We start from the raw sequence: 26351 nt of genomic DNA, 5'->3' as shown, positions 1-26351 counted from the left end.
TGCTGCGCCAAATGGCGGAAATTTTTGATATTTATTTCAAGGTTTATTCATTTTCTTGGCCGAAAGACCGATATAACTCTCAGGAGGGGATGGTTATGTTTAAAAAAATGCACATCAAAATTGCTGTGTTTGTATCGGCAATGCTTATCGTAACGGTTGTTTTTTTAACGGTTTCTTCATATTTGACATTAAAGCCGATGATGACGGAGGAAGCAAAACGTACGACAGAGAATGTCACCAATTCACTCGGTCAGAACATTGAGCTTCAGCTGAAAAATGATGAGACCGTATTAATGAGATTAGCAGGCGGTGAATTGTCCCGGTCTTTTTTATCAGATGGGAACAAAGAAACCGCGCGGCTTTTTAATGATGAGTTAAAACAGATCGGACAGAATGACAAATATGTCGCGCTTGCGTATGTCGGAACCGCAAACAAACAAATGTTTACATATCCAAAGGCCGACTTTGCCAAAGACTATGATCCGACAAATAGAACGTGGTATAAGATGGCGGCCGAAAAACCCGATAAGGTTGTCTGGACTGACCCTTACAAAGATGCAGTGACGGGAGACATGATCGTGACGGCGTCAAAAGCCATTCAAAACAGCGGAACCGTCGTCGGAGTGGCGAGCTTAGATCTGAAGCTGTCCTCCATTCAGAGCATGGTCAACGAGCAAAAGGTACCGTATAAAGGATTTGCGTTTTTGGCGGATGAAAACGGCTCTCTTCTGGCGCATCCGGAAAAACAGGGAAAAAATATTTCGGAAGATCAGACGTTAAAAGACCTCACTGCGGATAAAGAAGGCATCAAAGAGCTGCAGGGGAACATGGTCGTCTACCAAACGGTAAAAGAAACAGGGTGGAAAGTCGGAACGCAGTTTGAAAAAGATCAGCTGATGGGAGTAGCCGATAAAATGAACACGGTGAGCATTTTTATGTCACTGATTGCTCTTGTGATTACGATCGGCCTCAGTTATTTCCTCGCAAAAACGATAACCGGGCCGATTCAGCAGCTGATTGCCAAAACAAATTCAGTCTCAGCGGGAGATTTAACCGTCCGCGCTCAGACGAAATCAAAAGATGAAGTAGGCGAGTTAACAAAAGACTTTAACCAAATGGTTGAAAATATGAAAGAGATGGTCGAACAGGTCAAGGCCTCCTCAGAAAATGTGTCTGATACATCTGACCAGCTAACCGTCATTTCACAAGAAACAAATGAAACGAGCGGACAAATCGCAAAAGCGATAGAGGAAGTCGCCGCCGGAGCGACAGAGCAAGCGTCAGAGGTTGAGACGATCAATGAAAAATCAGAAAATCTCTCGGTCAAAATAAAAGGAATCGCAGATCGCGCAGGCAGCATAAAACAACTCTCAAAATCTTCAGAGGATGCCAGCTACAAAGGATTGGACGCGCTCGGGCAGCTGCTGATGAAGTCAAACGAAGCCAATTCAGAAACGAAAAAAGTAGAGGCAATGCTGAATGACCTGGAAGAACAAACGAAAAACATAGAAGAAGTCGTGACGGCAATATCCGCCATTTCAGACCAGACGAACCTCTTGGCGCTGAATGCGAGCATTGAAGCCGCAAGAGCGGGAGAAAGCGGCCGGGGCTTTGCCGTCGTCGCGGAAGAAGTCCGCAAGCTTGCTGAACAATCAGCTCTTTCTTCCGGCCATATCAGTGAGACGGTCCGTCTGATTCAATCAGAGACAAAAGAAGCGTCACACGCGATGATTGAGGCAAGCAGAATGAATGATGAACAAAACAGCGCCATTCATGAAACGGGTGAGGTCCTCAATCTGATTACGACGGAAATGCAGTCTCTCGTTCAAGGTATAGATCATATTTACAATGACATTCAAAAAATGAGTGAAGAACAAGCCGCGATTCAAGAAGCGATTCAAAGCATCTCCGCCATTTCTCAAGAATCTGCGGCAGCGGCGGAAGAAGTGAATGCTTCTACTGATGAACAGCTCGTTACGCTTGAAAAAGTAAAGCAATCGACTGATATGTTAAAGAGCGCGAGCGAAGATCTGATCAGCGCCATTTCTAAATTCACCTTGTAACGCGGACTCTATCAGCCTATAATATGGTAATATAGACATGAAAGAGTGATATATGTATCGCATCAGGGGAGGGAAGCGCAGTGAACAAAACGGTCGGATTTATCGGTTTGGGCGTCATGGGAAACAGTATGGCATCGCACATTTTAGAAGCGGGCTATCCTGTTTTAGTCTACACGCGGACGAAACAAAAAGCGGAAGAGATTCTGAATAAGGGAGCGGTCTGGCAGGAGACGGTCAAAGACCTTTCAGAGAAAGCTGACATTATTATTACTATGGTCGGCTATCCGAGTGATGTCGAGGACATCTATCTCGGCGAAAACGGCATTCTCCGGCACGCAAAAGAAGGGGCGTTTGTCATTGATATGACGACATCAAAACCGTCTCTGGCGAAAAAGATTGCGGAGCAGGCCAAAGAAAAATCCATTCACGCTCTGGATGCACCCGTTTCCGGCGGAGACATCGGCGCGCGGAACGGAACGCTTGCCATTATGGCCGGAGGAGAAAAAGAAGCGTTTGAAGCATGCCTGCCGCTTTTCTCCGTTATGGGGGAAAACATTCAGTATCAAGGTCCGGCCGGCAGCGGCCAGCATACGAAAATGTGCAATCAGATCGCGATTGCAGCGGGAATGGTCGGAGTGGCTGAAGCGATGGCTTACGCTGAAAAATCCGGTCTGAACCCGGAACAAGTGCTGAAAAGCATTACAACCGGAGCGGCTGGCAGCTGGTCATTGTCAAATCTTGCTCCCCGTATGCTGAAAGGTGATTTTGCGCCCGGATTCTACGTGAAACACTTTATTAAAGACATGGGAATCGCCCTTGAAGAAGCGGAGCTCATGGGAGAAGAGATGCCCGGATTGGCGCTCGCCAAATCATTATACGACAAGCTTTCCGCGCAAGGTGAAGAAAACAGCGGAACTCAAAGCATTTATAAGCTTTGGGTGAAATAAAAAAGATTGCCCGCAGGGGCAATCTTTTTTATTATTTATTTTCCGATAAATTGCTGTGTCCAGATGTTTCCTGATTCTACGTAACCGACACCGATTTGAGTGAACTCAGGATTCATGATGTTCTTTCTGTGGCCTTCACTGTTCATCCAAGCTTTGACAACGGCTTCAGGAGTCGGCTGGCCTTTGGCGATATTTTCACCGGCGGTTTTATAAGTGATTCCGAAAGATTTCATCATATCGAAAGGTGAGCCGTAAGTCGGGCTTTGGTGATCGAAATAGTTTTTGTCTTTCATATCTTGTGATTTTGCGTGAGCTGATTTGCTTAGTTTATCATCAATCTGCAGAGGTTTTAAGCCTTGCTTTTGTCTCTCTGCATTTGTCAATTCAACGACTTTCTTTTCGTACGCACTGACAGATGAAGGAGTTTTCTCGCTGCTGTTGTTTGTGTTATTTGTCTGCTTTGCATTGTCAGCCGTCTGGTTTTGCTGGTTTTGATCGGCTTTCGGTTTTTCAGCAGCTGCCGGAGCCGTTTTTGCCGGTGTTTCTTTTTGAACGTCTTTAACTGTCATATCAGAATGCTTTGCGTGTTTTTGCAGCTGCTGTTTCAGTTCTTTCTCATTTTTAACGTTCAGCTTTTTCACGCTCGTTTTCATATGTAGTTTTTCAACAGCCTCTTGAAGAGTCAGATGCTGTACAGTGTTTCCTTTTTTCACGGTAACGACGTGCTGGCATGACAGCTCTTTGGCAGATGCCTGCTGAATGCCTCCGAATGTAATTAAACTGACTGCCGCGGCGGCAGATAAGAGAAATGCTTTTTTCATAAGTTTATAGCCTCCCAGAGAAGTTGTTTTTTTCTACATGAAAAATCTTATCACAGCTTTTTTGTCATAATGCAGGCAGCCATTTCCTTTGACAACAAACGTTTGTCATAATTGTAATTGAGCACAGAAAAATGGCTTTATATCAGGAAAAACGATCTGTATTTATTTTTTAAAATCCGTTACATCTCTTCAAATTATTTGAAGTGTTAGATATATTTTAAGATAATTTGATCTTGACAGTTTTTTTTTACCGTTTTTGCTGTAACAACTTTTACAAAAATGTTACAATTAAAATCTGTTTATGTAAATATATTCAATGATTTGAGAGGTGTAACAGAAAGTGGCTGAAGTCGCGCGCGAACCAAAGAAAAAAACGAAACGTTACAGAGCGCTGAGAATGAATCTCTATTTTTTGATTGTTTTTCTTCTCTTTACGGCACTGATTTTTAAACTCGGCATCGTCCAGATTGTCGAAGGGGATAAACACCGCCAGGATGCGGAGAAGGCAAATGCAAAAACCGCCTATTATCCGACACCGCGGGGAAAGATGTATGACAAGCGGAACAGAGTGGCGGTTGATAACCAGGCTGTGCCTGAAATTGTATACGTTTCTACCTCAAAAACCTCGGCAAAGGACAAATTGAAAACGGCAAAAAATCTCGCCGCACTGATTCATATTGATACTGAATTTATGAAGGATCGAAATATCATTGATTACTGGCTTGCCGCACATCCGAAGAAGGCGGAAAAGCTTATGAAGGATTCAGAAAACAGCCTGAAATCCCAAGAAGTGTACAAACGCCAGATTGAACGCGTCCCGAAGCAGGAGATTGATGCGATCAAACAAAATAAAAAAGAGCTGGAAATCGCGGCGATTTATACGCGTTTTTCAAGCGGCAACGCCTATCAGCCGCAAGTCGTTAAATCAATGGACCCGAATAAGCTGAACGGAAACGGAAACAGCGGTTCACTGCTTGACGAGCATGAAAACAACAAGCAAAAACCAAAAAGCGACCTGACATATGAAGAAGTTTCCGTCGTATCCGAGCACCTGAAAGAGCTCCCCGGCATTGACGTAATCAATGACTGGACGCGGAAATATCCGTACGATAAAACGCTGTACTCTCTGTTCGGCGGTGTGACGACACCGGAACAGGGATTGTTGGGCGAACGGAAAGATTATTATGTCACAAGAGGCTACTCACTGAATGACCGGGTGGGAAAAAGCTACATTGAATATCAGTATGAAGACTATTTAAACGCACATAAAGAAAAAGTAGAGTATGTGGAAAACAGCAAAGGTGAAGTCGTCAGCCAAAAGCCCGTCGATGAAGGCAGCAGAGGCTACGATCTGCAGCTCTCGCTCGATATGGAATTACAGTCGAAAGTCGAAAAAGTCATTGAAAAAGAGCTGAGAAGAAGCCGCGCTGCAGGCAACTATATGGTTGACAGAGGATTTGCCGTCATGATGGACCCGAACAACGGGGATATTCTCTCAATGGCGGGGAAACGCATCGATCTCGAAACAAATAAAACACAGGATTTTGCGATCGGAGCATTTACGACCCAATATGAGATGGGCTCTTCTGTTAAAGGAGCGACTGTTCTCGCGGGTTACCAAAGCGGCCTCCCGCATTATAAAACGTTTGTCGATGCACCGCTTAAGTTTAAAGACGGCACGGAAAAGCACTCGTGGACACAAATGGGGACCATTACTGAGCTGACCGCGCTGCAAAGAAGTTCAAACATATATATGTTTCATGTGGCCATGCATATAGCGGGCATCACCTACGTTCCGCACGGCACGCTGCCGGCCGGATTAGACGATATTAAAAAAATGCGCAACTATTACGCCCAATTTGGCTTGGGTGTGAAGACCGGGATTGATCTTCCGCAGGAATCAGCGGGCATGCAGTCAAATCCGCAAATGGTCGGGGGATTACTGCTTGACTTTGCGATCGGACAGTTTGATACGTATACGCCGCTTCAAATGGCTCAATATATTTCAGCCATCGCAAACGGCGGGTATCGCGTCCAGCCGCGGATCGTCACAAGCATTCATGAGCCGGACAGCAAAAACAAGATTGGAAAAGCGATTGAACAGCGAGATATTAAAATTTTGAACAAAGTAAATAACAGCCCAAGCGATTTTGACCAAGTTCATAAAGGAATGAAGTTGGTCACAAGCTCACCTCAAGGAACGGCTTATTCAACATTCCAAGGTTCCGGCGCTGATGTTTCCGGAAAAACGGGAACCGCGCAGACGCACTATTACGGCACGAACAAAAACTGGTGGGGGCAAGAGACGTATAACCTGACCTTTGTCGGCTATTATCCGTCAGAACATCCACGAGTGGCATTCAGCGTCGTCGTTCCGTCTGTTCGAGATGATAAAGATCATATCAGTAAAAACATTGCCAAGGGAGCAGTTGACGCTTACAAAGAGCTTGAAAAGAAATACAATAAAAAATAACAAATGAAAGGGCGGCCGAACATCTCGTGCGCCCTTTCTTTCATTCAGGAAAATTGACGTTCACAATAAGAATAGAAGGAGAATGCTCATTTTTTAGCGAATCAATCTAGTGGAATTTCTTTTTATATCAGTCCGTGTCCAGCCTGCAGTGCGAGTATAATGCAAAGGAGGGATTCTGTGGAACAGGATACTCAGCATGTCAAACAGTTTCAATCGAAAACCGATCTTCATGCCGTTTTGACGTCTAACGGGCGTATTATGTATATTTCTGCAAACTGCAAATCGTACTTCAGTTATTCTCAGGAAGAGATGATCGGGTCATTTCTCAAAACGTTCCTGCATGAAGAAGATCAATTTTTGGTTGAAAGTTACTTCTATAATGAGCATCATTTGATGCCTTGCACCTTTCGTCTTATTAAAAAAGATCATACCATCGTATGGCTTGAAGCGGGTGTGGAAATTGTCACACCGCAAATGGAGGGGACGGATCGGGAAATCATCCTCAAAATCAAGGTGCTTGAGGAGAAGACGCCCCGCCGGCCTTATATGTATGAACAAAAGAAGCAAAAGGCAGAACAACAGTCGGAAGATGCGGCTGGAAACGGCGAATTCGAGCGTCTTGTCGAAATGCTGCCGAATCCTTTATATGTCAGCATCAACGGCACAATCGCCTACGCCAACAACGCGATGCTTGCCATGCTGGGAGCCGAAAGCAAAGACGAGGTAATCGGCAGGCGCTCTTATGAGTTTATTGAAGAAGAGTATCACGACATTGTGAAAAACCGAATTGTGCGGATGCAAAAAGGAATGGAAGTCGGAATGATCGAACAGACGTGGAGAAGGCTCGACGGCACGCCCGTTCATTTAGAAGTAAAGGCGGCACCGACGACATATAAAAATCAGCGGGCGGAATTGCTGCTTCTGATTGATATTTCTTCACGGAAAAAATTCCAAACGATTCTGCAAAAAAGCAGAGAGCGTTATCAGCTCCTCATTCAGAATTCAATTGACACGATCGCCGTGATTCACAATGATAAATGGGTATTCATGAATGAGTCGGGCATTTCGCTGTTTGAGGCTGAAACCTATGAAGATTTAATCGGGAAAAACGTCTATGATCAGCTTCATCCCTGCGATCATGACGGCGTAAAACAGCGGATCCAAAATATTATCGACCGAAAGACCGAGTCAGAAATCATTAAGCAGTCGTGGTTTACCTTTAAAAACCGGCTGATCTACACGGAAATGGTCTGCATTCCGACGACGTTTTTCGGAGAAACGGCCGTGCAGGTCATTCTGCGTGACATTTCTGAGCGGAAGCAGACTGAGGAATTAATGCTGAAGTCGGAGAAGCTGTCTATCGCAGGGCAGCTGGCGGCGGGAATCGCTCACGAAATCCGCAATCCGCTGACGGCGATCAAAGGATTTTTACAGCTCATGAAGCCGACGATGGAGGAAAACGAACATTACTTTGAAATTGTGTTTTCTGAACTGAGCAGAATCGAATTGATTTTAAGTGAGCTTTTAATGCTTGCCAAACCTCAGCAAAACGCCGTGAAAGAGCGTGTAAACTTAAAGAAAATTATAAGTGAAGTGACCGCTCTTTTAGAGACACAGGCAAATCTTAAAGGGATTTTTATCAAAACGGATTACGAACATGACAGCATGTATATTAACGGTGATCAAAATCAGCTGAAACAGGTGTTTATCAATCTGATTAAAAATGCCGTTGAGTCGATGCCGGATGGGGGAACGGTTCACATCATCATGACAGAAGATGAGTATTCCGTTAATGTGACGGTGAAAGACGAGGGTGACGGGATACCGGAAAACGTGCTGAAACGAATAGGCGAACCGTTTTTGACAACGAAAGAAAAAGGAACCGGCCTGGGGCTGATGGTCACATTCAACCTTATTAAAAACCACCAGGGAGCTATCCAAGTAGACAGCAAACCGGATAGAGGCACGGCCTTTCATATTACATTCCCGAAACAATAAAAAACAACGGCGTTATGCCGTTGTTTAAATAGTCTGCATGGATTCTCTCGTTTTTAAAATAAATGCTTCCAGCCGGTCCAAGCCTTCTCTCAATGTATCCAGTGAATATGCGAATGACAGCCTCACATACCCTTCACCCAACTTTGAAAACGAGCTGCCGGGCACAAGAGCCACACCTGCATCCTCTAAAAGAGCCATACTAAAATCAAACGATGACATTCCGAATGACTTAATGGAAGGGAAGATATAAAATGCGCCTGACGGCTTTACGACGTCAAGCCCCATTGAAACAAGACGGTCATATACATAGTCAAGCCGCTTTTTATACTGTTCTCTCATAATAAGCGCATCATCAACACCGTTTGTCACCGCTTCAAGAGCCGCTTTCTGAGAGATTGAAGACGCGCATGTCACACTGTATTGGTGAACTTTTAAGATGTGCTTGGCAATTTCTTTCGGTGCGAAAATGAAACCGATTCTCCAGCCCGTCATGCTGTGTGATTTTGACAGGCCGTTGATGACGATCGTCTGGTCTCTCAAATAAGACGCGATCGAATAATGCGGTCTGTCATAGGTTAATTCGCTGTAAATCTCATCAGACAGGACAAAAACATTTCTGCCCTTCAGGACGGCTGCGATGTTTTGCAGCTCTTCCTCAGACAATGTCACTCCGGTCGGATTTGACGGATAAGGAAGAATGACGCATTTTGTTTTTGGTGTCAGCGATTCTTCAATGAGCCGCGCCGTCAGCTTAAATCCGTGTGTCGTCGTATCCACATGGACCGGAACGGCGCCCGACATGCGGATGATCGGTTCGTAGCCCGGATATATCGGTCCGGGGAGAATAACTTCATCGCCCGGAGATAAAATCGTCCGCAAAGACGCGTCAATCGCTTGGCTTGCCCCGGTTGTGACGATAATTTCAGTTTCAGCTTCATAATTCAAATCAGCTTTTTTCTTCATATAAAGCTGTACGGCCTGTCTCAGCTCAAGGCCGCCCGCATTCGGAGTATATGCCGTTGCGTTATCGTCGATTGCCTTTTTGGCAGCCGCTTTGACATGGTGCGGCGTGAAGAAATCCGGCTGACCGATCGTAAGCGAAATGACATTGTCGTGCTGAGCTACAAGATTTGAGAATTTGCGAATTCCTGAAATTTCAATTTCTTTTACATTCGGATTAAGCAAATGTTCCATAATTCATCACCTTATACTATATATTGAGTTTCTCCTATTTTACCACTAGCTGAGCATTTGTCATCTTTTTATTGAACTATCCCGAGTATATGTCCGATATGTGAAAACATACCTTCTTTCAGAAAAAAATAAGACAACCAGCTGAAATGATTGTCTTCATTGTATCATGATCTATCTATTGTGATATGTGGCGAATGTCATTAATACCCGTATTCAAAGCTGACGTCTTCCCGCCATAAGATGTATGGAGCGGGCTTGTCGGGACGCTCTTTCGCCTCTTTTTTCATTTGCAGGTAAGCCGTTTTGCTGATATCTTCTAACACCGTCATTTGATCTTGGTCGAATATGACTACTGTACCCATTTATTACACCCTTCTTCCTGAAAAATCCTTGACTATTTTACCACTCGATGTCAAAAAGTCAATGGGATATCAGAAAAAAGCATTTTTTTATAAAGAGTTCATGGCCAGTTGGACCGAATACATTCACTTTTTCCGTTTCCAGCCGATATATACAGTACAATACTGAATGCGGATAGCGAGGGATTGAATTGTCTTTACAACAATACGATATTTTATTGGATTCAGGCACAAACGAATTAGAAATCGTCAAATTTGAAGTAGGCGTCAATACATTTGGCATAAATGTGATGAAAGTCCGGGAAATCATTCAGCCGGTAGATGTCACATCTGTGCCTCAGTCTCATAAAGACGTAGAAGGGATGATTAAGCTGAGAGGCGAAATTCTTCCCGTCATCAGTCTGTATACCTTTTTCGGCGTTGATGCCGAAGGAGCAAAAGACGATAAATATATCGTAACGGAATTCAACAAGCGGAAAATCGTCTTTCACGTCGGTTCCGTTTCACAAATCCACAGGGTGTCCTGGGAGGCGATTGAAAAGCCGACTTCCTTGAACCAGGGCATGGAGCGGCATTTAACGGGAATCATCAAACTGGAAGAGACGATGATCTTTCTGCCTGATTATGAAAAGATCATTTACGATATTGAATCGGCATCCGGAGTTGAGACTTATCATGTCCATCAGGAAGGATTTGATGAAAGACGGGCGGGTAAAAAACTGATCATCGTTGAAGATTCTCCGCTTCTGATGCGTCTTTTGACGGATGAGCTGACTGAGGCGGGGTACAGTGAAATCGTTACGTTTGAAAACGGAAAAGAAGCGTATGATTACGTCGTGGAACTGACGGATAACGGAGCAAACCTGTCAGACCATATTGACATGATTATCAGTGACATTGAGATGCCGAAAATGGACGGGCATCGTTTGACGAAGCTCCTTAAGGATAACCCGCAAAGCTCTGATGTGCCGATTATGATTTTCTCGTCCCTGATTACGGACGACCTGCGCCACCGGGGCGAAGTCGTCGGAGCGGATGAACAGATCAGCAAGCCTGAAATCAGCGAGCTCATTAAAAAAGTGGATACGTACGTGATTGAATAGAAAAAAGCCGATGCATGACGCATCGGCTTTTTTGCGGCGGAATTAAAAATAACTCTCACCAAGTTTTTTAAATACGGGTTTATGATAAGCGGGCTGCTGCCTGTTGGCGGCAAGCGGTTTTTCCTTTAAGCCCACATATTTTTGCAATACGTTTTTCGCTTTTGTCAAAGACATTTGTGCTTTAGGATTGCGGTACGATTGATTTAACGTACCTAAATGCGGAAGATGCTGGAAGTCTTCTTTTGTTGGAGGCATGTGAAAATAGTAGTCTCCGATAGAGATAAGTACGTCTGACTGCTGTTGGCTAAACCTGGGATTATTTGAAAAGTGAAGCCCTATTTTTTTCCCTTTGCCTTCTTTCACAAGCTTTTGTAATGCCCGTTTTTTCAGCAGATAAAGGTATTTAGGGTTGGGGGCGGTTTTTGCATGGCGGTTCACAGTATAAACAGCTTTTGAAAGATTCTCGATGGTTGGCTGCAGCTCTTTCGAATAAGCGTGGTCGTCCATTATTTCTCTCCTTTGCATTGATCAAGTTCATATATAGATTATACTTTTTTAGCGTTGAAATGCAAATATTGATTATAAAAATACGCCTTTTTCTGATGAAAAGGGCGCATCTTTTTCCTTTATTAGACAGGCTTCGCATGTTTTTCAGAATCAGCCTTTAATGATTGCTGCACATCGATCTCTGCTGCCTCGGCGCTGTATTTCGGAAGAGCGATAAAATAGAACACAAATACCGCTAAAATCACGATTCCCATGCCGTAATAAAGGTAATCAATATTGGTAACGAATTTCGGAAACAACAGGGCGACCAGTCCGAGTGTAATTGATTGGGCAAACATCATAAAAGGATCCTGCCAGCCGCTGACCCGGCCCATTATTTTCGGATGAACGATTTTCGGCATCCAGCCGCCGATGGCGATATTGACAGGGCCGATGCACATGCCGAGGACGAAAGCCGCCGCATAATAAATCCACAGCTTATCCGTATAGCCGAGGACAAAAATGAGCAGTCCGGCTGCCAAAATAGGAATCGACATCAAATGATGCGGTTTGACTTTTTTTGCGATCATCGTTCCGATCACACTTCCTGCAAGCAGGCCGAAGCCGAGTGCGACGGTGAAGATGGAAGTATGTGATTCGTAATGATCAGGCGCAAGTCCGTATTTCATCGTAAACATCGGCAGTACGGCAAAGCCGCCGTTGACAAAACCAAAGATAAAAAAGCCGAAAATAAGGGAAGCAAGCAATTTGTTTTTAACAATATATACGATCCCTTCCTTAAAATCAGCGACCGAGTCTTTCAGAAACGAATCTCCCCATTTAAAAGGGCCGTTCGGCTGACGGGCTTCTTTCGGAATGCGGCACGCGCGGATCAGAAAGCCTGATACAATAAAGCTGACAAAATCAAGGATGATGGCTCCGTGAATACCGATCGTTTTATACATAAACGCGCCTATACCTACGCCGAATACCATGAAGATGCTGAACAGGATCTGGTTAAGTCCCGCCGCTTTCGCGTAATGCTCCTTAGGCAGAATAGCTTGTACAAGGCTGGCTTCCGCCGGGAAAAAGAACTTGGTCACGGCGCTTCTGATGAACAAAATACAGAACACGAGAGGGATGCTCCCGGTGTATAATGCGGCAAACAATACGATCGTCAGTCCGGCTCTGATCCAGTCACAATTCTCTGCGACTTTTTTTCTGTCAAGCCGGTCAGCTGCGACACCGACAATCAGAAATACGAAAACTGTCGGCAGTGAATACATCAGCTCAGCCAAAGTCGTGTATGCCGGCTGGTTTGAAAAATGGTCCAGCAAGTAAAAAGCGAAAGCCATATTACCTACAGTCGTTCCCATTTGAGAAGCGAGTGCTGCGAAAAAGAGACGGACAAAATTGCGATTTTTAAATATATCCATAAACACGCTCCTTACCCTAAAGGTCCCACTGTAATATATTATCATCAGCTCGTTCCATTAACAAATAAGATCTTTCTATCTTATAATAGTCACCCTTGTTCCATTAGGAACGGTAGCGGCAAGTTCAGTGACGTCCTGATTGTACATCCGGATGCATCCTTTTGATACCGCTTTGCCGATGGAGGAAGGATTATTTGTTCCGTGAATGCCGTAATGAATTTTAGAGAGGCTGAGCCAATAAGCGCCGAACGGGCCGCCGGGCTTAGGCTGGCGGTTCACGATGTAAAATTCTCCGGTCGGCGTGGTCGTCAATATTTTTCCGACTGCGATGGGGTACGTACGGATGAGCCTGCCAAGGCGGTATAACTCCAGTTTCTTCGCTCCGATATACACGATGATGGAGTAGGGAATGGTGGATGGGTCGGGAAGATTCGGTATGATAATATGCTGTCCCGCGTATATGACCGATTGGATTGAGGGATTTGCCTGAAGGAGAGCAGCAGTGCTTATTCTGAAGTCTTGCGCAATGCTTGAGATGGTTTCTCCTTGTTTCACTTGATATGTCAGCAGTTTCATCACCCTCCTTTTTGCTCTTTTCCATATACATATTACGGAGGGGGTGTCTGTGCATCAGGATAAAAGTCTTATTTTTGCTCGGTTTTCAATGTGAACAGCGTGATTTCCGGTCTGGCTAAAAATCGATACGGCAGTCTTGTCGTACCGAGCCCGCGATTGACGTAAACGGCTGTGTCATGCAGCGTATACATGCCGTCGGTATACGTTTTTCCGTAAGGAGGCGTAATGAGAGGGCCGAAAAACGGGAGCTGGACCTGGCCGCCGTGAGTGTGTCCCGACAGCTGGAGGTTTACGGGATATCCGCCTATCTTGAGAGCGGCATCAGGCTCGTGGACGATTAAAATGGAAAACGCATCTTCGGAAAGGCGTGACAGGGTGCCTTCATAATCGGGTTTTCCGAGCATTACATCATCCAAAAACCCGAGTTCAATCCGGCTTCCGTCTGTCAGCTGCACCTGACGATAGCCGTTTCGAAACACTTGAAAATCAGCCGCTTCCATCAGAGCCTTGTACGTGTTCGTACCGTAGCCTCCGTGGTCATGGTTTCCGTAAACACAAAGTTTGCCGAAGGGAGCTTCAAGATTTTGCAGCACGGCGAGTGCATGCTGGTGATCATTAAATAAATGCGGCTTATCAATTAAATCTCCCGTAAAGATGAGCAGATCGGGTTTCAGCTGATTGATCTTTTCCGCTGCTTTATTCAAGTCACCGGATGTAAACACATCACTGAGATGCGTATCGCTGAATTGAACGATTTTAAAATTGTCAAAACCGCGGGGGATCAGGCGGCTGGTGATTGTATGCCGGGTGATCTCAATCATGCGCGGTTCAATATACCGGGCATAGCCGTAACCTCCGCAAGCCATTGCGAGAGTTGCACCCAAAATGCCGAATCCTCTTTTTAAAAATGTTCTTCTGGTCATTTTCTCCATATGTAAAACCAACCTTTGTCAGAGTTGTTCTATTATATCATCAGCTTGGCTGAAAAATCCCTTCTCAGCATGTAATGACGCGGAAAGACATCTGTGATAAAATTATGAATGATTATTCATTCAATAATAAGGGGTGGGTTTGTTATGGATAAGAAATCGGTAATCATTACAGGCGGTTCAAGCGGCATGGGAAAAGCAATGGCGAAAAAACAGGCTGAATTAGGATGGCACGTCATGGTGACAGGGAGGAACCATGAAGCACTTGAGGAAACAAAAAAAGAAATTGAGACCTTTGAGGGGCAGGTCGCCTGTTTTCAAATGGATGTCCGTTCTGATTCCGCCGCTTCAGACATGATTACAGAAGCGAAAAAAGTCTTTGGCCGGCTCGATGCGCTGATTAACAATGCGGCCGGCAACTTTATTTGCCCGGCAGAGAAGCTGACGCCCAATGGATGGAAAGCTGTTATTGAGATTGTTTTAAACGGCACATTTTTCTGCAGCCAAGCAGCGGCAAGGCATTGGATCGAGCAGGAGCAGAAGGGCGTCATCTTAAATATGGCCGCTACATACGCATGGGGAGCGGGAGCGGGTGTCGTTCATTCCGCTGCAGCCAAAGCGGGGGTATTGTCACTGACAAGAACGCTGGCCGTTGAATGGGGGAGCAAATACGGCATCCGCACAAACGCGATAGCCCCAGGCCCGATTGAACGGACAGGCGGTGCGGAGAAGCTGTTTGAATCGGAAAAAGCGGTGTCCCGCACTATGAACAGTGTGCCGCTCGGCCGGCTGGGCACACCGGAAGAAATCGCCGCGTTGGCAGCGTTTTTGCTATCTGATGAAGCGTCCTATATAAACGGGGATTGTATCACAATGGACGGGGGTCAATGGCTGAATCCTTATCCGTTTTAATTTTTCATATATTGATTATTTTGCAAAACAAGCGAACGTTAAAGCCGCCGTTCGCTTGTTTTATTTTCTATTCAAAATTATGATATAATTTTGAAAGATTAAGGGGCGATTAATTGAAGAAATTATTAAAATGGTTCGTTGTACTATTTGTAAGCAGTTTCGTTATCATCTTTAATATTTGGTACTTTATTATTTGTGCTTTTACTCCGGAGTATTATCAAAATACCAATCTTACATCTGATGAAATAATCAGATTTGAAAAGCTATATCACATCGATTTTCCTGATGAAACGAAATTTATTAAAGCCAGGGAGTATTTGAGTGGGCTCGGAGGCGATACATCGGCTGTATTATATGTGTCTCTGCCAACTAAGCTGGCGGAAACAATTTTATCTGATTATACGTATATGCCAATACATCATACTGATCATGCGGGTTCAATGTATGGAGTTGACGTTTCCGAGAGTGTTGGCGGGTTAACAACTCTTACATTTGGCACTTTAGATAAAAAAGGAACTTTCTTTCAGTTGGAACATGAGGATGATTGGATATATAACAGAACTGATTGGAGCCATTATTTTTGGACAGCTGCCGGTTATAATGCTCTTATATTTATCCTTTTATTTGTGATTGTGAAACAAATGAATAACGTCCTTAATTAACCGGTCTGAAGAGTGATCTTAAAAATGTCCCCCTTTTATTTTAAGCTGCGGCCATACTGCCTCCTTTTCCCCTAATCTAAACATTTGTGGTGCTGATATAATTGTGTATAATCAGACAAAGATAGAGAAGCAGGTGATAACATGTTGGACCCACTTGATATACTGACGAATATTGATGATGTCATTCCGTATTACCAAGCGATTTTTAACGCTGAGGAACAAAGAGTCGTAGGCTACGAAGTGCTTGGGCGGATTTTGGCAGATGCGGAGATTGAGAGCCTCGGGCCGTTTTTCTTAGATTCCGGCATTCCGGAAGAATATAAGCTTGAGGTCGATGACAGAGTCATCAGGCAGGCGCTGGAGCGGTTTAAAGAAGCTGACCGTGATCTGTTGATTTTTATCAATCAGGATGCGAATGTATTGATGCTTGACCACGGCGAAAGCTTTCTTGAGCTTTTAAAAGAATACGAAGAGCAGGGCATTGAATTGAACCGTATTGTGCTTGAGATCACCGAGCACAATTTCGAAGGCGACATTGAACAGCTGTACCATATGCTTGCCTACTATCGTACATACGGCATTAAAATCGCGGTGGACAATATAGGTAAGGAGAGCAGCAACCTGGACAGAATCGCGCTCCTTTCACCGGACCTTCTGAAAATCGATTTGCAGGCGCTGAAGGTATCTCAGCCGTCACCATCATATGAGCATGTGCTGTACAGCATTTCATTGCTGGCGAGAAAAATCGGCGCCGCGCTGCTGTATGAAGATATAGAAGCTGATTTTCAGCTCCAGTACGCATGGAGAAACGGAGGCCGATTTTTTCAAGGCTATTATCTGCAGGCGCCGAGCGGGGATTTTATAGACCGGAGCCTGTTAAAAGCACGCTTGAAAACGGAGTTTCAGCAATTTATTACGAGAGAAAAAAAGAAGCTGGAAACGGTATATGAACACTCTGAGAATTTTTATAAGCGGGTCAATCAGGCAGTTTCCGAACTGAAGAAAACCCATCAGGCGGACGATGAGTTTATTAAAAAACTGGCGGAAAACCTGACCGACTGCTGCTTCAGAATTTATATGTGTGATGAAGAAGGCTATCAGCTGACGGGAAATGTGTTCAAGCAGTCCGGCGAATGGCTTTATCAGCCTGAATACATGGAGAAAAACTGGAGCTGGCGTCCGTACTTTTTAGAAAACATCATGAAGATGCGGAATTCAAGAAAAGGCTTTTTCAGTGACCTGTACAGTGATATTGAAACAGGTGAGATGATCAGAACCTTTTCATACCCGATGGATGACAATATGTATTTATTTATCGATCTGCCTTACTCTTATTTATATGAACAGGACGGGTTACTTTAAAGCGGCTGCTGTATGCCGCTTTTTTTTGTTCATTTGAAAAAAGTTTTAAAAAACGATTGACAATGATACTGATAATCATTATCATTTAGTTATAGAGAGAAGTTACTCTCTGTTCCCCAACCCCTCTATCAGATCAAGATCCGAAAAAACTTGGCGCTACCCCCGCCAAGTTTTTTTATGCCGTCTCGCATAAAAAGGCTTCTCCTTACATACATCTGATAATGGCGGCTCCAAAAGCGAAAAATTATTTTTGAAAGGTGTATGACATTCCGAAAAAAGCTTCAAACTATTCGAAAACACGGTTTTCCCGTTTATTTCTTTTTGAAAATCCAGCGGGAAAATGCCATCCCGGTCTACTTTATGGTATGATGCTCTGTAGAACTTGTATTATAATAAATACTTGTTGATTTGAAGTTGTTTTTTGAAAGGAGTCTTTTTTTAGAATGTCACAATTAATGGGTATCATCACGCGGCTGCAAAGTCTGCAAGAAACAGCGGAAGCGGCTAACGAGCCGATGCAGCGTTATTTTGAAGTTAACGGCGAAAAAATTTGCAGTGTTAAATATTTCGAAAAAAATCAAACGTTTGAACTGACGGTTTTCCAAAAAGGTGAAAAACCTAACACATATCCGTTTGATAACATTGACATGATTTCTATTGAAATTTTTGAGCTCCTTCAGTAATTTGATTTGATTTTTCAGGCTGACCAAGCTTCCGGTCTTCCGCAAGCGGAGCTTTATTAAATTATGCAAAGGAACGTGCTTGTTCGTTTGGTTGTAGACTCTGGAAAGAGGAGTGTCCGTACATGGCTGATTCTTTTCTGTTTTATAATCTTTCTGAGGCACAGATGACCTTTCAAGACGTGACGGAGCGGCTGAAACGCTTTGTCAATAAAGACCCCCGTTCAGCATACGTGCTGTCTGTAGGGACTGATTCACAAGTTTACCGCGACTTCACAAAGTTTATTACAGCTATACACTTGCACCGTACAGGCAAGGGAGCTTGGGGCTGTTTGAAAAATCATGATCTTGCAAGACCGATACATAGCCTTCGCGAAAAAATTTCGCTGGAAACCGCGTTCAGCCAGGAGATGGCTGCGCATATCCTCGACGGCCGTCTTATGGAACTGACAGATTTGCTCTTGCCTTTTACGGATGAAGGGGCGGATCTTTCATTTGAAGTGCATCTGGATATCGGTCAAAAAGGACTGACAAAAGAATTGATACAAGAAATGACCGGCCGCATTACCTCGATGGGCATTGAAGCGAAAATCAAGCCCGATTCCTGCACAGCATTCAGTTATGCCAATCGTTACACAAAATAATATTTCATACAGAATCCGCAAAATGTCGAATTATGCGGTTGACGATTTTTTTCTGTTTACTTATTCTAGCGGTAGAGCTGAAAGCAAATTTTACATTGCTTTCAGAGGTATTCAGTTAAAAATAGGGGGCCTGATTACGTATGAGTCTTATCAGTGAACGATTTACGGAAGAAGAACAGAAACTTCTGCTGAATATCCTGATCAATCAAGAATATGCCATTGAGCTTTTGACCAGCGAAATCAATGATATAGAAGCAGGGTCAAAAAGCGTTGATGGAACCACTTATAAAAAACTCGTAACGCTCTATGACCGTTTTCGGAACGAAAATTAATCAGCGGCCTATAAATTGATACTCGATTGCAAAGAGTATCTTTTTTATTGACGGAAACTTTTCGACAAAAAATGATAATGTTTATATTATTGCAATATAGGGAATACATGCTTTGATGAAAAATGTAAAGGGGTCGAAGTGACATGATTAGCTTACAATCAGATCAGCTTCTTGATGCAACAGTCGGACAATTTATGATCGAGGCGGATAAAGTGGCGCACGTTCAAGTCGGAAACAACCTTGAACATGCTCTATTAGTGCTGACGAAAACCGGCTATACCGCCATTCCCGTCCTCGACGCTTCGTACCGTCTGCACGGTTTGATCGGGACAAATATGATTATGAACAGCATTTTCGGACTTGAACGGATCGAGTTTGAGAAGCTGGACCAAATTACGGTTGAGGAAGTCATGCTGAAAGACATTCCCCGTCTCCACATCAATGATCCGATTATCAAAGGGTTCAGCATGGTCATTAACAACGGCTTTGTCTGCGTTGAAAATGATGAAGGCGTCTTTGAAGGCATTTTCACGAGAAGAGTCGTGTTAAAACAGTTGAGCAGTCATATCAGATCATTGAATAAGTAGGCTCGCACGATCAGCCTATTTGTTCTTTTGCATGCCGGAAAAAGAAAACGCATACATATGAGTGGCGCTTGCCTCGGCAGCCTTTATTTTATTAGAATGGTAGATAAGAAATACGAAAGGCATTGAAAAGGAGGACGACATGCAGCTTCAAGAGCTTCATATGCTCGTAGTTTTAGCTGAGGAATTAAACATGAGGAAGGCTGCCGAACGGTTATTCGTGTCACAGCCGGCTCTGTCCCAGCGATTGCAGACCATTGAAAAAGCCTGGGGAACAAAGATCTTTCTAAGATCTCAAAAAGGACTTACGGTAACGCCGGCAGGAGAAAAAATCATACAATTTGCAAATGACGTCACGGATCGGCAAGAAAGAATCAGAGAAAACATTGATGAACTTGAGGGTGAGATTCACGGCACATTAAAGCTTGCCGTCGCCTCCATTATCGGGCAGCACTGGCTTCCGAAAGTGTTAAAAACATATGTGGAGCGTTATCCGAATGCAAAGGTCTCTCTCATTACAGGGTGGAGCAGCGAAATGCTGAAAAGTCTGTATGAAGATCAGGTACATATCGGCATTATCCGGGGAAATCCTGAATGGAAAGGCCGGAAAGATTATTTAATGACCGATCATTTATATTTGGTTGATACGGAAATTTCCTGTATTGATGATATAGCCCATACCGATCGGCCGTTTATCCAATTCAAAAGTGACAGTACATATTTTCAGGAAATTCAGCATTGGTGGCATCAAAAATTCAAAACCTCGCCGAAACAGACCATCCTTGTCGATCAGATTGAAACGTGCAAGCAGATGGCGCTGCACGGGATCGGTTATGCCATTCTGCCGTCAGTCACCTTGGAAGAGGAAGACAAAGTAAATAAAATGCCCCTGCTTGATACAAAGGACCATCCGATCGGCCGTGACACATGGCTGCTCGGATATGAGCCGGCATTTGAATTAAAACAAGTGCAGGCTTTTGTTTCTGTCATTAAAGATATGCTGAAGCAGGAACGCCCATTTTAGAAAGACAGCAATCATGCTGTCTTTTTTTTATTTTTTATTGACAATGAAAATCATTATCATTTAAAGTGTTATATATGTTAATGAAAATCATTATCAATTACGAGGTGATCATATGCAGAAAGCATTAATGATATACGCAAGCATGTCGGGGAATACAGAGGATATTGCCGGCATTATAAAAGAAACACTGAGCGGGCATCAGATAGCAGTTGACTGTCTCGACATGGACGAAGCAGATGCGGATTCTCTCGAAGCGTATGATTATGTTTTTGTCGGCACGTACACATGGGGGGACGGTGATCTTCCTTACGAAGCGGAAGATTTTTACGAAGATATTCTGCACAGCCAGCTCAACGGACTGAAAACGGCCTGTTTCGGTTCAGGCGATCACGCCTACCCGAAGTTTTGCGAAGCGGTCACGCTGTTTTGCGATGCGTTTGAACAGGCCGGAGCCAATTTATATCCGGAAACGCTGAAAATTGAGCTGGCGCCCGAGACGGCTGAAGATCAAGAATGCTGCAAAGAATTTGTCCGCGGTTTTCTTGCATGGGCCGCTCACCACGGAGACCGGTGCCATGTTTCATAAAGGCGCGACGGCTGTCATGGCATCAGTATCTTCGGGATTTTTTGTCGCAGTGAAAGGCGAAGGTATTTTTCATTTTTCCGCAGAAGAAGGCTGGAAAAGACTGTTCCGAGTGAAAAGCAGAATTCATGTGCTGACTTACATAGGGCCCTACATATTCGCGGCTGGAGAAAAAGGCGCCGTCCTCAGATCAGCCGATCAGGGAAAGACTTGGACGGCCTCCCGGTTTCCGACCAGCGCCTCCGTATGGGCCGTTGCCGGGCGGAATGACGGGTTTGTCTGTGCGCACGGCACATACTGCCTCTACTTATCTGATGATTTCGGCGTCACTTGGCATGTGGCTAAGCCCTTTTCACAATTAAAGGAGCCGCCTGTCATCCGTTCGCTTTGTTTACACGGTCAGACGATTTATATCGGCACCCGGATTCATATGAATCATGGCGGCATTTGGGCGTATGATCTGACGGAAGACCGCATCCGGCGTATAAGCTGCGAAAGGCAGCGCATGACGGCTTCAATGATGATGTATCAGAATGACTGGCTCATTGCAGCAAAGGGCGCGGCAAAGGGAGAACGGGGCGAGGTTGCCGTCCGAAACGTACGGACGCAAGAGGAGTTTGCCATTACAGCCGGACCCGCCGTACGGGAAAAATCATTTCTCGACGTTTCTGAGGATAACGGGATTATTTATGTCACATCGACACAGGACGAAAACGGATTTTCGCGTATTTATCAAGCTGATCTCGCCGCCGGTGAATTAAAGTGGTTTGATACGATCCGCGGTCACGGATGGCGGGTGGCCAACCGGGAAGAAAACTTTTTTTGCGCGGGCCTTTACGAAAGTAAGTTTGTCAGACCGTATGAGGCGGTTCGACTCGCACATTAGTTTTTATGCATAAAGGAGAGACAAAGATGGGGAATGTATTGCTTGTTTACGCCACAATGTCAGGAAACACCGAGGCGATGGCGGATTTAATTGAAAAAGGGCTGATCGAAGCACAAGCATCCGTAGACAGATATGAAGCGATGGATATTCATGCCGAACTTTTTAATGATTACGAGTATATTTTATTAGGCACATATACGTGGGGAGACGGGGATCTTCCTGATGAAATGCTCGATATTGCTGAAGATATGGAAAACCTGGAGTTTACGGGAAAAACATTTGCTTTGTTCGGTTCCGGAGATACGTCCTATGAGTTTTTTTGCGGGGCGGTTGACGAATTGGAAAAAGTAATCACAGCCCGCGGCGGACGGGTGGTGCTGCCGTCGGTCAAAATTGAAAACAACCCTGAGGGCAGTGAGGAAGAAGAGCTCCGGGAATTCGGAAGACAGTTTGCCGCGCTGTGCAGCCAGCCGGCAGAATAAAGGCTTGTTCCTTTTTTTCTTGTCTTTGTATCCTTCCTTTGTTACAGTAATGAGGTAGAAAATCAGAGGAGGACAATACATATGAAAATGATGGATGCAAATGAAATTATTTCATTTATTCAAAATAGTACAAAATCAACGCCTGTAAAAGTGTATGTAAAAGGCGATCTTGAAGGAATCAGCTTTGGCGATTCCGCTAAAACATTCCTGAACGGCCAATCCGGCGTCGTTTTTGGCGAGTGGGCTGAAATTAAAAGCGCAATCGAAGAAAACAAAGACAAAATTGAGGATTACGTCATTGAAAATGACCGCCGCAACTCTGCGATCCCGATGCTTGATTTAAAAGATGTTAAAGCGAGAATCGAGCCCGGCGCTATTATCCGCGACCAAGTCGAAATCGGCGACAATGCCGTTATCATGATGGGTGCGTCTATTAATATCGGTTCAGTCATCGGCGAAGGTACGATGATTGATATGAACGTTGTTCTCGGCGGACGCGCGACTGTCGGCAAAAACTGCCACATCGGAGCGGGTTCTGTATTAGCGGGCGTTATTGAGCCGCCTAGCGCTAAGCCTGTAGTCGTGGAAGACGACGTTGTGATTGGCGCAAATGCGGTTGTGCTTGAAGGCGTAACAATCGGTAAAGGCGCGGTTGTCGCTGCCGGAGCCATCGTTGTAAATGACGTCGAGCCATATACCGTTGTAGCGGGAACACCTGCGAAAAAAATCAAAGATATCGATGAAAAAACAAAAGGCAAAACAGAAATCAAACAGGAATTACGCCAGCTGTAAGGAATGGTTTGATAGAATGGGCGTGGATGATAAAATCCACGCCTTATTCTTATCTCAAGGAGGAATACATATGGAAAAAGAGCGGCTCATTGCCATCCGAAGAGATCTGCACCGCATTCCGGAGATCGGCTTTCAGGAATATAAAACCCAACAGTACCTGCTGAATCTATTGAACCAATATCCGGAGGAAAGAATTGAAATCGAAACTTGGAGAACCGGCATCTTTGTCAAAGTCAACGGCACGGCTCCGGAAAAAATGCTCGCCTACAGAGCGGATATAGACGCTCTGTCGATTGAAGAGCAGACGGGGCTTCCGTTTGCATCTGAACACCCCGGTTTTATGCACGCATGCGGCCACGATATGCACATGACCATCGCGCTCGGCATTATTGATCATTTTGTCCATCATCCCGTCAAACATGATCTGCTCTTTTTATTCCAGCCGGCTGAAGAAGGACCGGGCGGAGCGGAACCGATGCTTGAAAGCGATGTGCTGAAAAAATGGACGCCGGATTTGATTACCGCTCTCCATATAGCACCTGAGCTTCCTGTAGGCACAATTTCCACCAAAAGCGGATTGCTGTTTGCCAATACGAGCGAACTCGTCATCGATCTTGAGGGGAAAGGCGGGCATGCGGCATATCCGCATACAGCAGACGACATGGTCGTCGCCGCGAGCACGCTTGTCACGCAGCTGCAAACGGTCATATCCAGAAATACGGATCCGCTTGACAGCGCTGTGATAACTGTCGGAACGATTACGGGGGGCACGGCGCAAAATATCATCGCAGAGCATGCTCATCTGGAGGGAACTATCCGGACGCTTTCCGAGGAATCAATGCGTATGGTGAAAAAGCGGATTGAAGAGCTTGTCAAAGGAATTGAAATCGGCTTCCGATGCAAAGGAAAAGTCACGTATCCGTCCGTTTATCATCAAGTTTATAATACAAGCGGCCTGACCGAAGAATTTATGCAATTTGTCAGCGATCATCAGCTTGCTGACGTGAGAACGGCGAAAGAAGCGATGACCGGAGAAGATTTCGGATATATGCTGAAAAAATATCCCGGCTTTATGTTCTGGCTGGGGGCCGATTCATCCCACGGGCTTCATCACGCCAAGCTGAACCCGGATGAAGATGCGATGGAAACCGCGGTAAATGTCATGGTCGGATATTTTTCGAAGTATGCCAATTAAATCCGAAAAGAAGAATAATCTAACAAAAATTGAGCATTCTACATAACGGAGGTGCTCAATATGACGAAAAAAATTGGAATTGAACAATCTTTATCGGATGTAGAACAGGCGTTAAAACAAAAGGGATATGACGTAGTGATGATGAAGACTCCTGAGGATGCGAAGAATTGTGACTGCTGTGTCGTAACCGGACTTGACAGCAATGTCCAAGGAATTGCCGATACGTCAACTCAGGCTCCCGTCATTACGGCTTCCGGAATGACCGCCGACGAAATCTGCAGCGAAGTGGAAAAAAAATTTCATTAAAAAGAAAAAACCGAAGCTTACGCTTCGGTCAGGCTGTCGAGAAAATCTCGACAGCCTTTGTTTTTTCTTAAAATATCCATTCTCCTGTAATAAAATAAAAGAAAGATTTCAAAAGGACGGTGTCTTTCTCATGTTCCACACAAGAAATTCTTCTCAAAACACAGCCGAATTTGTTCTGCTTGACCAACTCGTCGAAAAGGATCACCTGCTTCGAAAAATTGATCAGTACATAAACTTTTCTTTCATCATTGAAAAGGTCAAACCTTACTACAGCGAAAATAAAGGCCGCCCCTCACTTGATCCGCTGATTTTATTCAAAATGATGTTTATCGGATACCTCTACGGTATCCGTTCAGAAAGACAGCTGGAAAAAGAAATTTACTACAATATGGGGTACAGATGGTTTCTGGGATTAAACATCAATGATCCGGTTCCGCATCACTCCACCATCAGCTGGAACAGACGCACTCGCTTCAAAAATACAACCATCTTCCAAGACATTTTTGATGAGATCGTTCTTCAGGCCATCAATCATGATATGGTGGGCGGGCGTGTCTTATTCACTGATTCCACTCACCTAAAAGCCAATGCCAACAAGCACAAATACACAAGAAAAACGATTGAACAAGATACACAAAACTATATCAGGGATTTAAATGAAGCCATTCAAGAGGATCGGGAGGAACACGGAAAAAAGCCGTTAAAAGTCAAAGAGGAGGTGAAAGCTGAAAAAGAAATCCGACACAGCACAACCGACCCGGAAAGTGGATATCTGTATCGTGAAAATAAACCGGAGGGTTTCTTTTACTTAGATCACAGAACAACGGATATGAAATATAACATTATTACCGATGCCTATGTAACTCCGGGCAATGTCCATGATTCTATGCCTTATCTTGATCGATTAGATCACCAAATCGCCCGATTTGATTTTCAAGTAGAAGCCGTCGCTCTTGATTCCGGTTATTTAACAACTCCCATCTGTAAAGGCCTATTTGATCGCCGTATCTTTGGTGTCATCGCACATAGACGTTATCACCCTGTCAGGGGCTTGTTTCCAAAATGGAAATTTCATTATGACAGTGAACAAGACAGGTACATTTGTCCGAATCAGCAAACACTTACGTACTCAACAACTGACCGCAAAGGCTACCGGTCATATAAGTCAAATTCTGAAACATGTTCCTTATGCCCGCTGCTTGAGAAATGCACAAAATCAAAGAATCGTCAGAAAGTCATCACCCGGCATGTATGGGAAGACCACAAAGAAAAGGTCAGACAAAATCGCTTGTCTGTTTCAGGGAAAACCCTCTACAAAAAAAGAAAAGAAAAAATAGAGCGAAGCTTTGCAGATTCAAAACAGCTGCATGGGCTTCGCTATTGCAGGTTGAGGGGAAAACAAAATGTGAGCGAACAAGTTCTCCTCACAGCCGCATGTCAAAACATGAAGAAGATTGCCACATACCTAGCCAAGCAGGGCTAGGTATGCGGGAGCTCTTTTTCGGTTTCTAGAAACAGGTGA

The 26351-nt window shown here is 44.5% G+C and carries 26 protein-coding genes and 1 pseudogene; 20 read left to right on the top strand and 7 right to left on the bottom strand.

The annotated features are described in order from the left end of the window. Nucleotides 1–95 precede the first annotated feature (95 nt). Together BZ167_RS02485 and BZ167_RS02480 are read left to right on the top strand one after the other, a co-directional pair. Complete coding sequence (locus BZ167_RS02485) at nt 96–2063, top strand: methyl-accepting chemotaxis protein (protein WP_060675363.1); 1968 nt, start codon at nt 96–98, stop codon at nt 2061–2063. Nucleotides 2064–2143: 80 nt separating this feature from the next. Beyond that, nucleotides 2144–3010: an NAD(P)-dependent oxidoreductase gene (locus tag BZ167_RS02480; RefSeq protein ID WP_025284653.1), complete on the top strand. Its 867-nt coding sequence runs from the start codon at nt 2144–2146 to the stop codon at nt 3008–3010. Nucleotides 3011–3045: 35 nt separating this feature from the next. On the opposite strand, the gene BZ167_RS02475 is transcribed toward BZ167_RS02480, so the two are convergent. Beyond that, nucleotides 3046–3831, bottom strand: coding sequence for a CAP domain-containing protein (locus BZ167_RS02475; protein ID WP_015417361.1), 786 nt, complete (start codon nt 3829–3831; stop codon nt 3046–3048). Between the two features lie 340 nt (nt 3832–4171). On the opposite strand from BZ167_RS02475, the gene BZ167_RS02470 reads away from it, so the two are divergent. Then, nucleotides 4172–6304: a peptidoglycan D,D-transpeptidase FtsI family protein gene (locus tag BZ167_RS02470; RefSeq protein WP_061890566.1), complete on the top strand. Its 2133-nt coding sequence runs from the start codon at nt 4172–4174 to the stop codon at nt 6302–6304. A gap of 177 nt (nt 6305–6481) precedes the next feature. Continuing rightward, on the top strand, nt 6482–8302 hold the full coding sequence (locus BZ167_RS02465; protein WP_015417363.1) for a PAS domain-containing protein: 1821 nt from the start codon (nt 6482–6484) through the stop codon (nt 8300–8302). Here the strand turns inward: BZ167_RS02465 and BZ167_RS02460 are convergent. Then, nucleotides 8283–9496 (bottom strand): annotated as a pseudogene (locus BZ167_RS02460) (aminotransferase A). The gene BZ167_RS02465 and the pseudogene BZ167_RS02460 sit on opposite strands and share 20 nt — an antisense overlap. Nucleotides 9497–9696: 200 nt before the next feature. Beyond that, complete coding sequence (locus BZ167_RS20280) at nt 9697–9858, bottom strand: hypothetical protein (RefSeq protein ID WP_007409608.1); 162 nt, start codon at nt 9856–9858, stop codon at nt 9697–9699. A gap of 188 nt (nt 9859–10046) precedes the next feature. Here BZ167_RS20280 and cheV point away from each other — a divergent pair, with 188 nt between their 5' ends. Then, nucleotides 10047–10958: a chemotaxis protein CheV gene (gene cheV / locus BZ167_RS02450; protein ID WP_039251615.1), complete on the top strand. Its 912-nt coding sequence runs from the start codon at nt 10047–10049 to the stop codon at nt 10956–10958. A gap of 42 nt (nt 10959–11000) precedes the next feature. On the opposite strand, the gene BZ167_RS02445 is transcribed toward cheV, so the two are convergent. From BZ167_RS02445 to BZ167_RS02430, 4 genes are all read right to left on the bottom strand, one after another. Beyond that, the gene (locus BZ167_RS02445; RefSeq protein ID WP_003154622.1) at nt 11001–11465 is read right to left on the bottom strand and encodes a YkyB family protein; all 465 of its coding nucleotides are present in this window, start codon (nt 11463–11465) and stop codon (nt 11001–11003) included. Between the two features lie 122 nt (nt 11466–11587). Next, nucleotides 11588–12880, bottom strand: a complete 1293-nt coding sequence (locus BZ167_RS02440) for an MFS transporter (RefSeq protein ID WP_015239757.1) — start codon at nt 12878–12880, stop codon at nt 11588–11590. A gap of 75 nt (nt 12881–12955) precedes the next feature. Continuing rightward, nucleotides 12956–13450, bottom strand: a complete 495-nt coding sequence (locus tag BZ167_RS02435) for a L,D-transpeptidase family protein (RefSeq protein ID WP_088462390.1) — start codon at nt 13448–13450, stop codon at nt 12956–12958. 74 nt (nt 13451–13524) lie between these two features. Then, nucleotides 13525–14388: a metallophosphoesterase gene (locus BZ167_RS02430; protein ID WP_060675295.1), complete on the bottom strand. Its 864-nt coding sequence runs from the start codon at nt 14386–14388 to the stop codon at nt 13525–13527. 144 nt (nt 14389–14532) lie between these two features. On the opposite strand from BZ167_RS02430, the gene fadH reads away from it, so the two are divergent. From fadH to BZ167_RS02355, 15 genes are all read left to right on the top strand, one after another. Beyond that, nucleotides 14533–15297, top strand: coding sequence for a 2,4-dienoyl-CoA reductase (fadH, locus tag BZ167_RS02425; protein ID WP_061861423.1), 765 nt, complete (start codon nt 14533–14535; stop codon nt 15295–15297). 113 nt (nt 15298–15410) lie between these two features. Beyond that, nucleotides 15411–15959: a hypothetical protein gene (locus BZ167_RS02420; protein ID WP_031378778.1), complete on the top strand. Its 549-nt coding sequence runs from the start codon at nt 15411–15413 to the stop codon at nt 15957–15959. Nucleotides 15960–16100: 141 nt separating this feature from the next. Next, nucleotides 16101–17321 (top strand): EAL domain-containing protein, encoded by a 1221-nt coding sequence (locus tag BZ167_RS02415; protein ID WP_007409615.1) that lies wholly within the window; start codon nt 16101–16103, stop codon nt 17319–17321. A 443-nt stretch (nt 17322–17764) separates the two neighbouring features. Beyond that, nucleotides 17765–18004, top strand: coding sequence for a YkuJ family protein (locus BZ167_RS02410; protein ID WP_003154613.1), 240 nt, complete (start codon nt 17765–17767; stop codon nt 18002–18004). A 122-nt stretch (nt 18005–18126) separates the two neighbouring features. After that, nucleotides 18127–18645, top strand: a complete 519-nt coding sequence (locus BZ167_RS02405) for a ribonuclease H-like YkuK family protein (RefSeq protein ID WP_007409617.1) — start codon at nt 18127–18129, stop codon at nt 18643–18645. Nucleotides 18646–18785: 140 nt separating this feature from the next. Next, entirely contained in the window at nt 18786–18977 is a 192-nt protein-coding gene (gene abbA / locus BZ167_RS02400) for an antirepressor AbbA (RefSeq protein WP_003154609.1), read from the top strand. Between the two features lie 143 nt (nt 18978–19120). After that, nucleotides 19121–19564 carry a cyclic-di-AMP-binding protein CbpB gene (gene cbpB, locus BZ167_RS02395; RefSeq protein ID WP_003154608.1) on the top strand — a complete coding sequence of 148 codons (444 nt, stop codon included), beginning with the start codon at nt 19121–19123 and terminating at the stop codon, nt 19562–19564. A gap of 139 nt (nt 19565–19703) precedes the next feature. Next, nucleotides 19704–20585 carry a transcriptional regulator CcpC gene (gene ccpC / locus BZ167_RS02390; protein ID WP_007611101.1) on the top strand — a complete coding sequence of 294 codons (882 nt, stop codon included), beginning with the start codon at nt 19704–19706 and terminating at the stop codon, nt 20583–20585. Between the two features lie 112 nt (nt 20586–20697). Next, nucleotides 20698–21171, top strand: coding sequence for a flavodoxin (locus BZ167_RS02385; RefSeq protein WP_012117440.1), 474 nt, complete (start codon nt 20698–20700; stop codon nt 21169–21171). Continuing rightward, nucleotides 21161–22054, top strand: coding sequence for a WD40/YVTN/BNR-like repeat-containing protein (locus BZ167_RS02380; protein ID WP_061861424.1), 894 nt, complete (start codon nt 21161–21163; stop codon nt 22052–22054). The genes BZ167_RS02385 and BZ167_RS02380 overlap by 11 nt, the downstream gene beginning before the upstream one ends. A 26-nt stretch (nt 22055–22080) precedes the next feature. Then, nucleotides 22081–22536, top strand: a complete 456-nt coding sequence (locus tag BZ167_RS02375; RefSeq protein ID WP_007409622.1) for a flavodoxin — start codon at nt 22081–22083, stop codon at nt 22534–22536. Nucleotides 22537–22617: 81 nt separating this feature from the next. Next, nucleotides 22618–23328 carry a 2,3,4,5-tetrahydropyridine-2,6-dicarboxylate N-acetyltransferase gene (gene dapD, locus BZ167_RS02370; protein WP_007409623.1) on the top strand — a complete coding sequence of 237 codons (711 nt, stop codon included), beginning with the start codon at nt 22618–22620 and terminating at the stop codon, nt 23326–23328. Nucleotides 23329–23398: 70 nt separating this feature from the next. After that, a complete protein-coding gene (locus BZ167_RS02365) occupies nt 23399–24523 on the top strand; it encodes an N-acetyldiaminopimelate deacetylase (protein ID WP_012117444.1) in 1125 nt (374 codons plus the stop codon). Between the two features lie 60 nt (nt 24524–24583). Beyond that, the gene (locus BZ167_RS02360; RefSeq protein ID WP_003154596.1) at nt 24584–24829 is read left to right on the top strand and encodes a YkuS family protein; all 246 of its coding nucleotides are present in this window, start codon (nt 24584–24586) and stop codon (nt 24827–24829) included. Between the two features lie 130 nt (nt 24830–24959). After that, nucleotides 24960–26312, top strand: a complete 1353-nt coding sequence (locus BZ167_RS02355; RefSeq protein ID WP_060675290.1) for an IS1182 family transposase — start codon at nt 24960–24962, stop codon at nt 26310–26312. Nucleotides 26313–26351: the final 39 nt, after the last annotated feature.

The sequence above is a fragment of the Bacillus sp. 275 genome, assembly GCF_001999205.1.
Lineage (GTDB): Bacteria > Bacillota > Bacilli > Bacillales > Bacillaceae > Bacillus > Bacillus velezensis.
The sequence above is the reverse complement of the archived record's forward strand: the minus strand, read 5'-3'. Positions and strand labels throughout refer to the sequence as shown.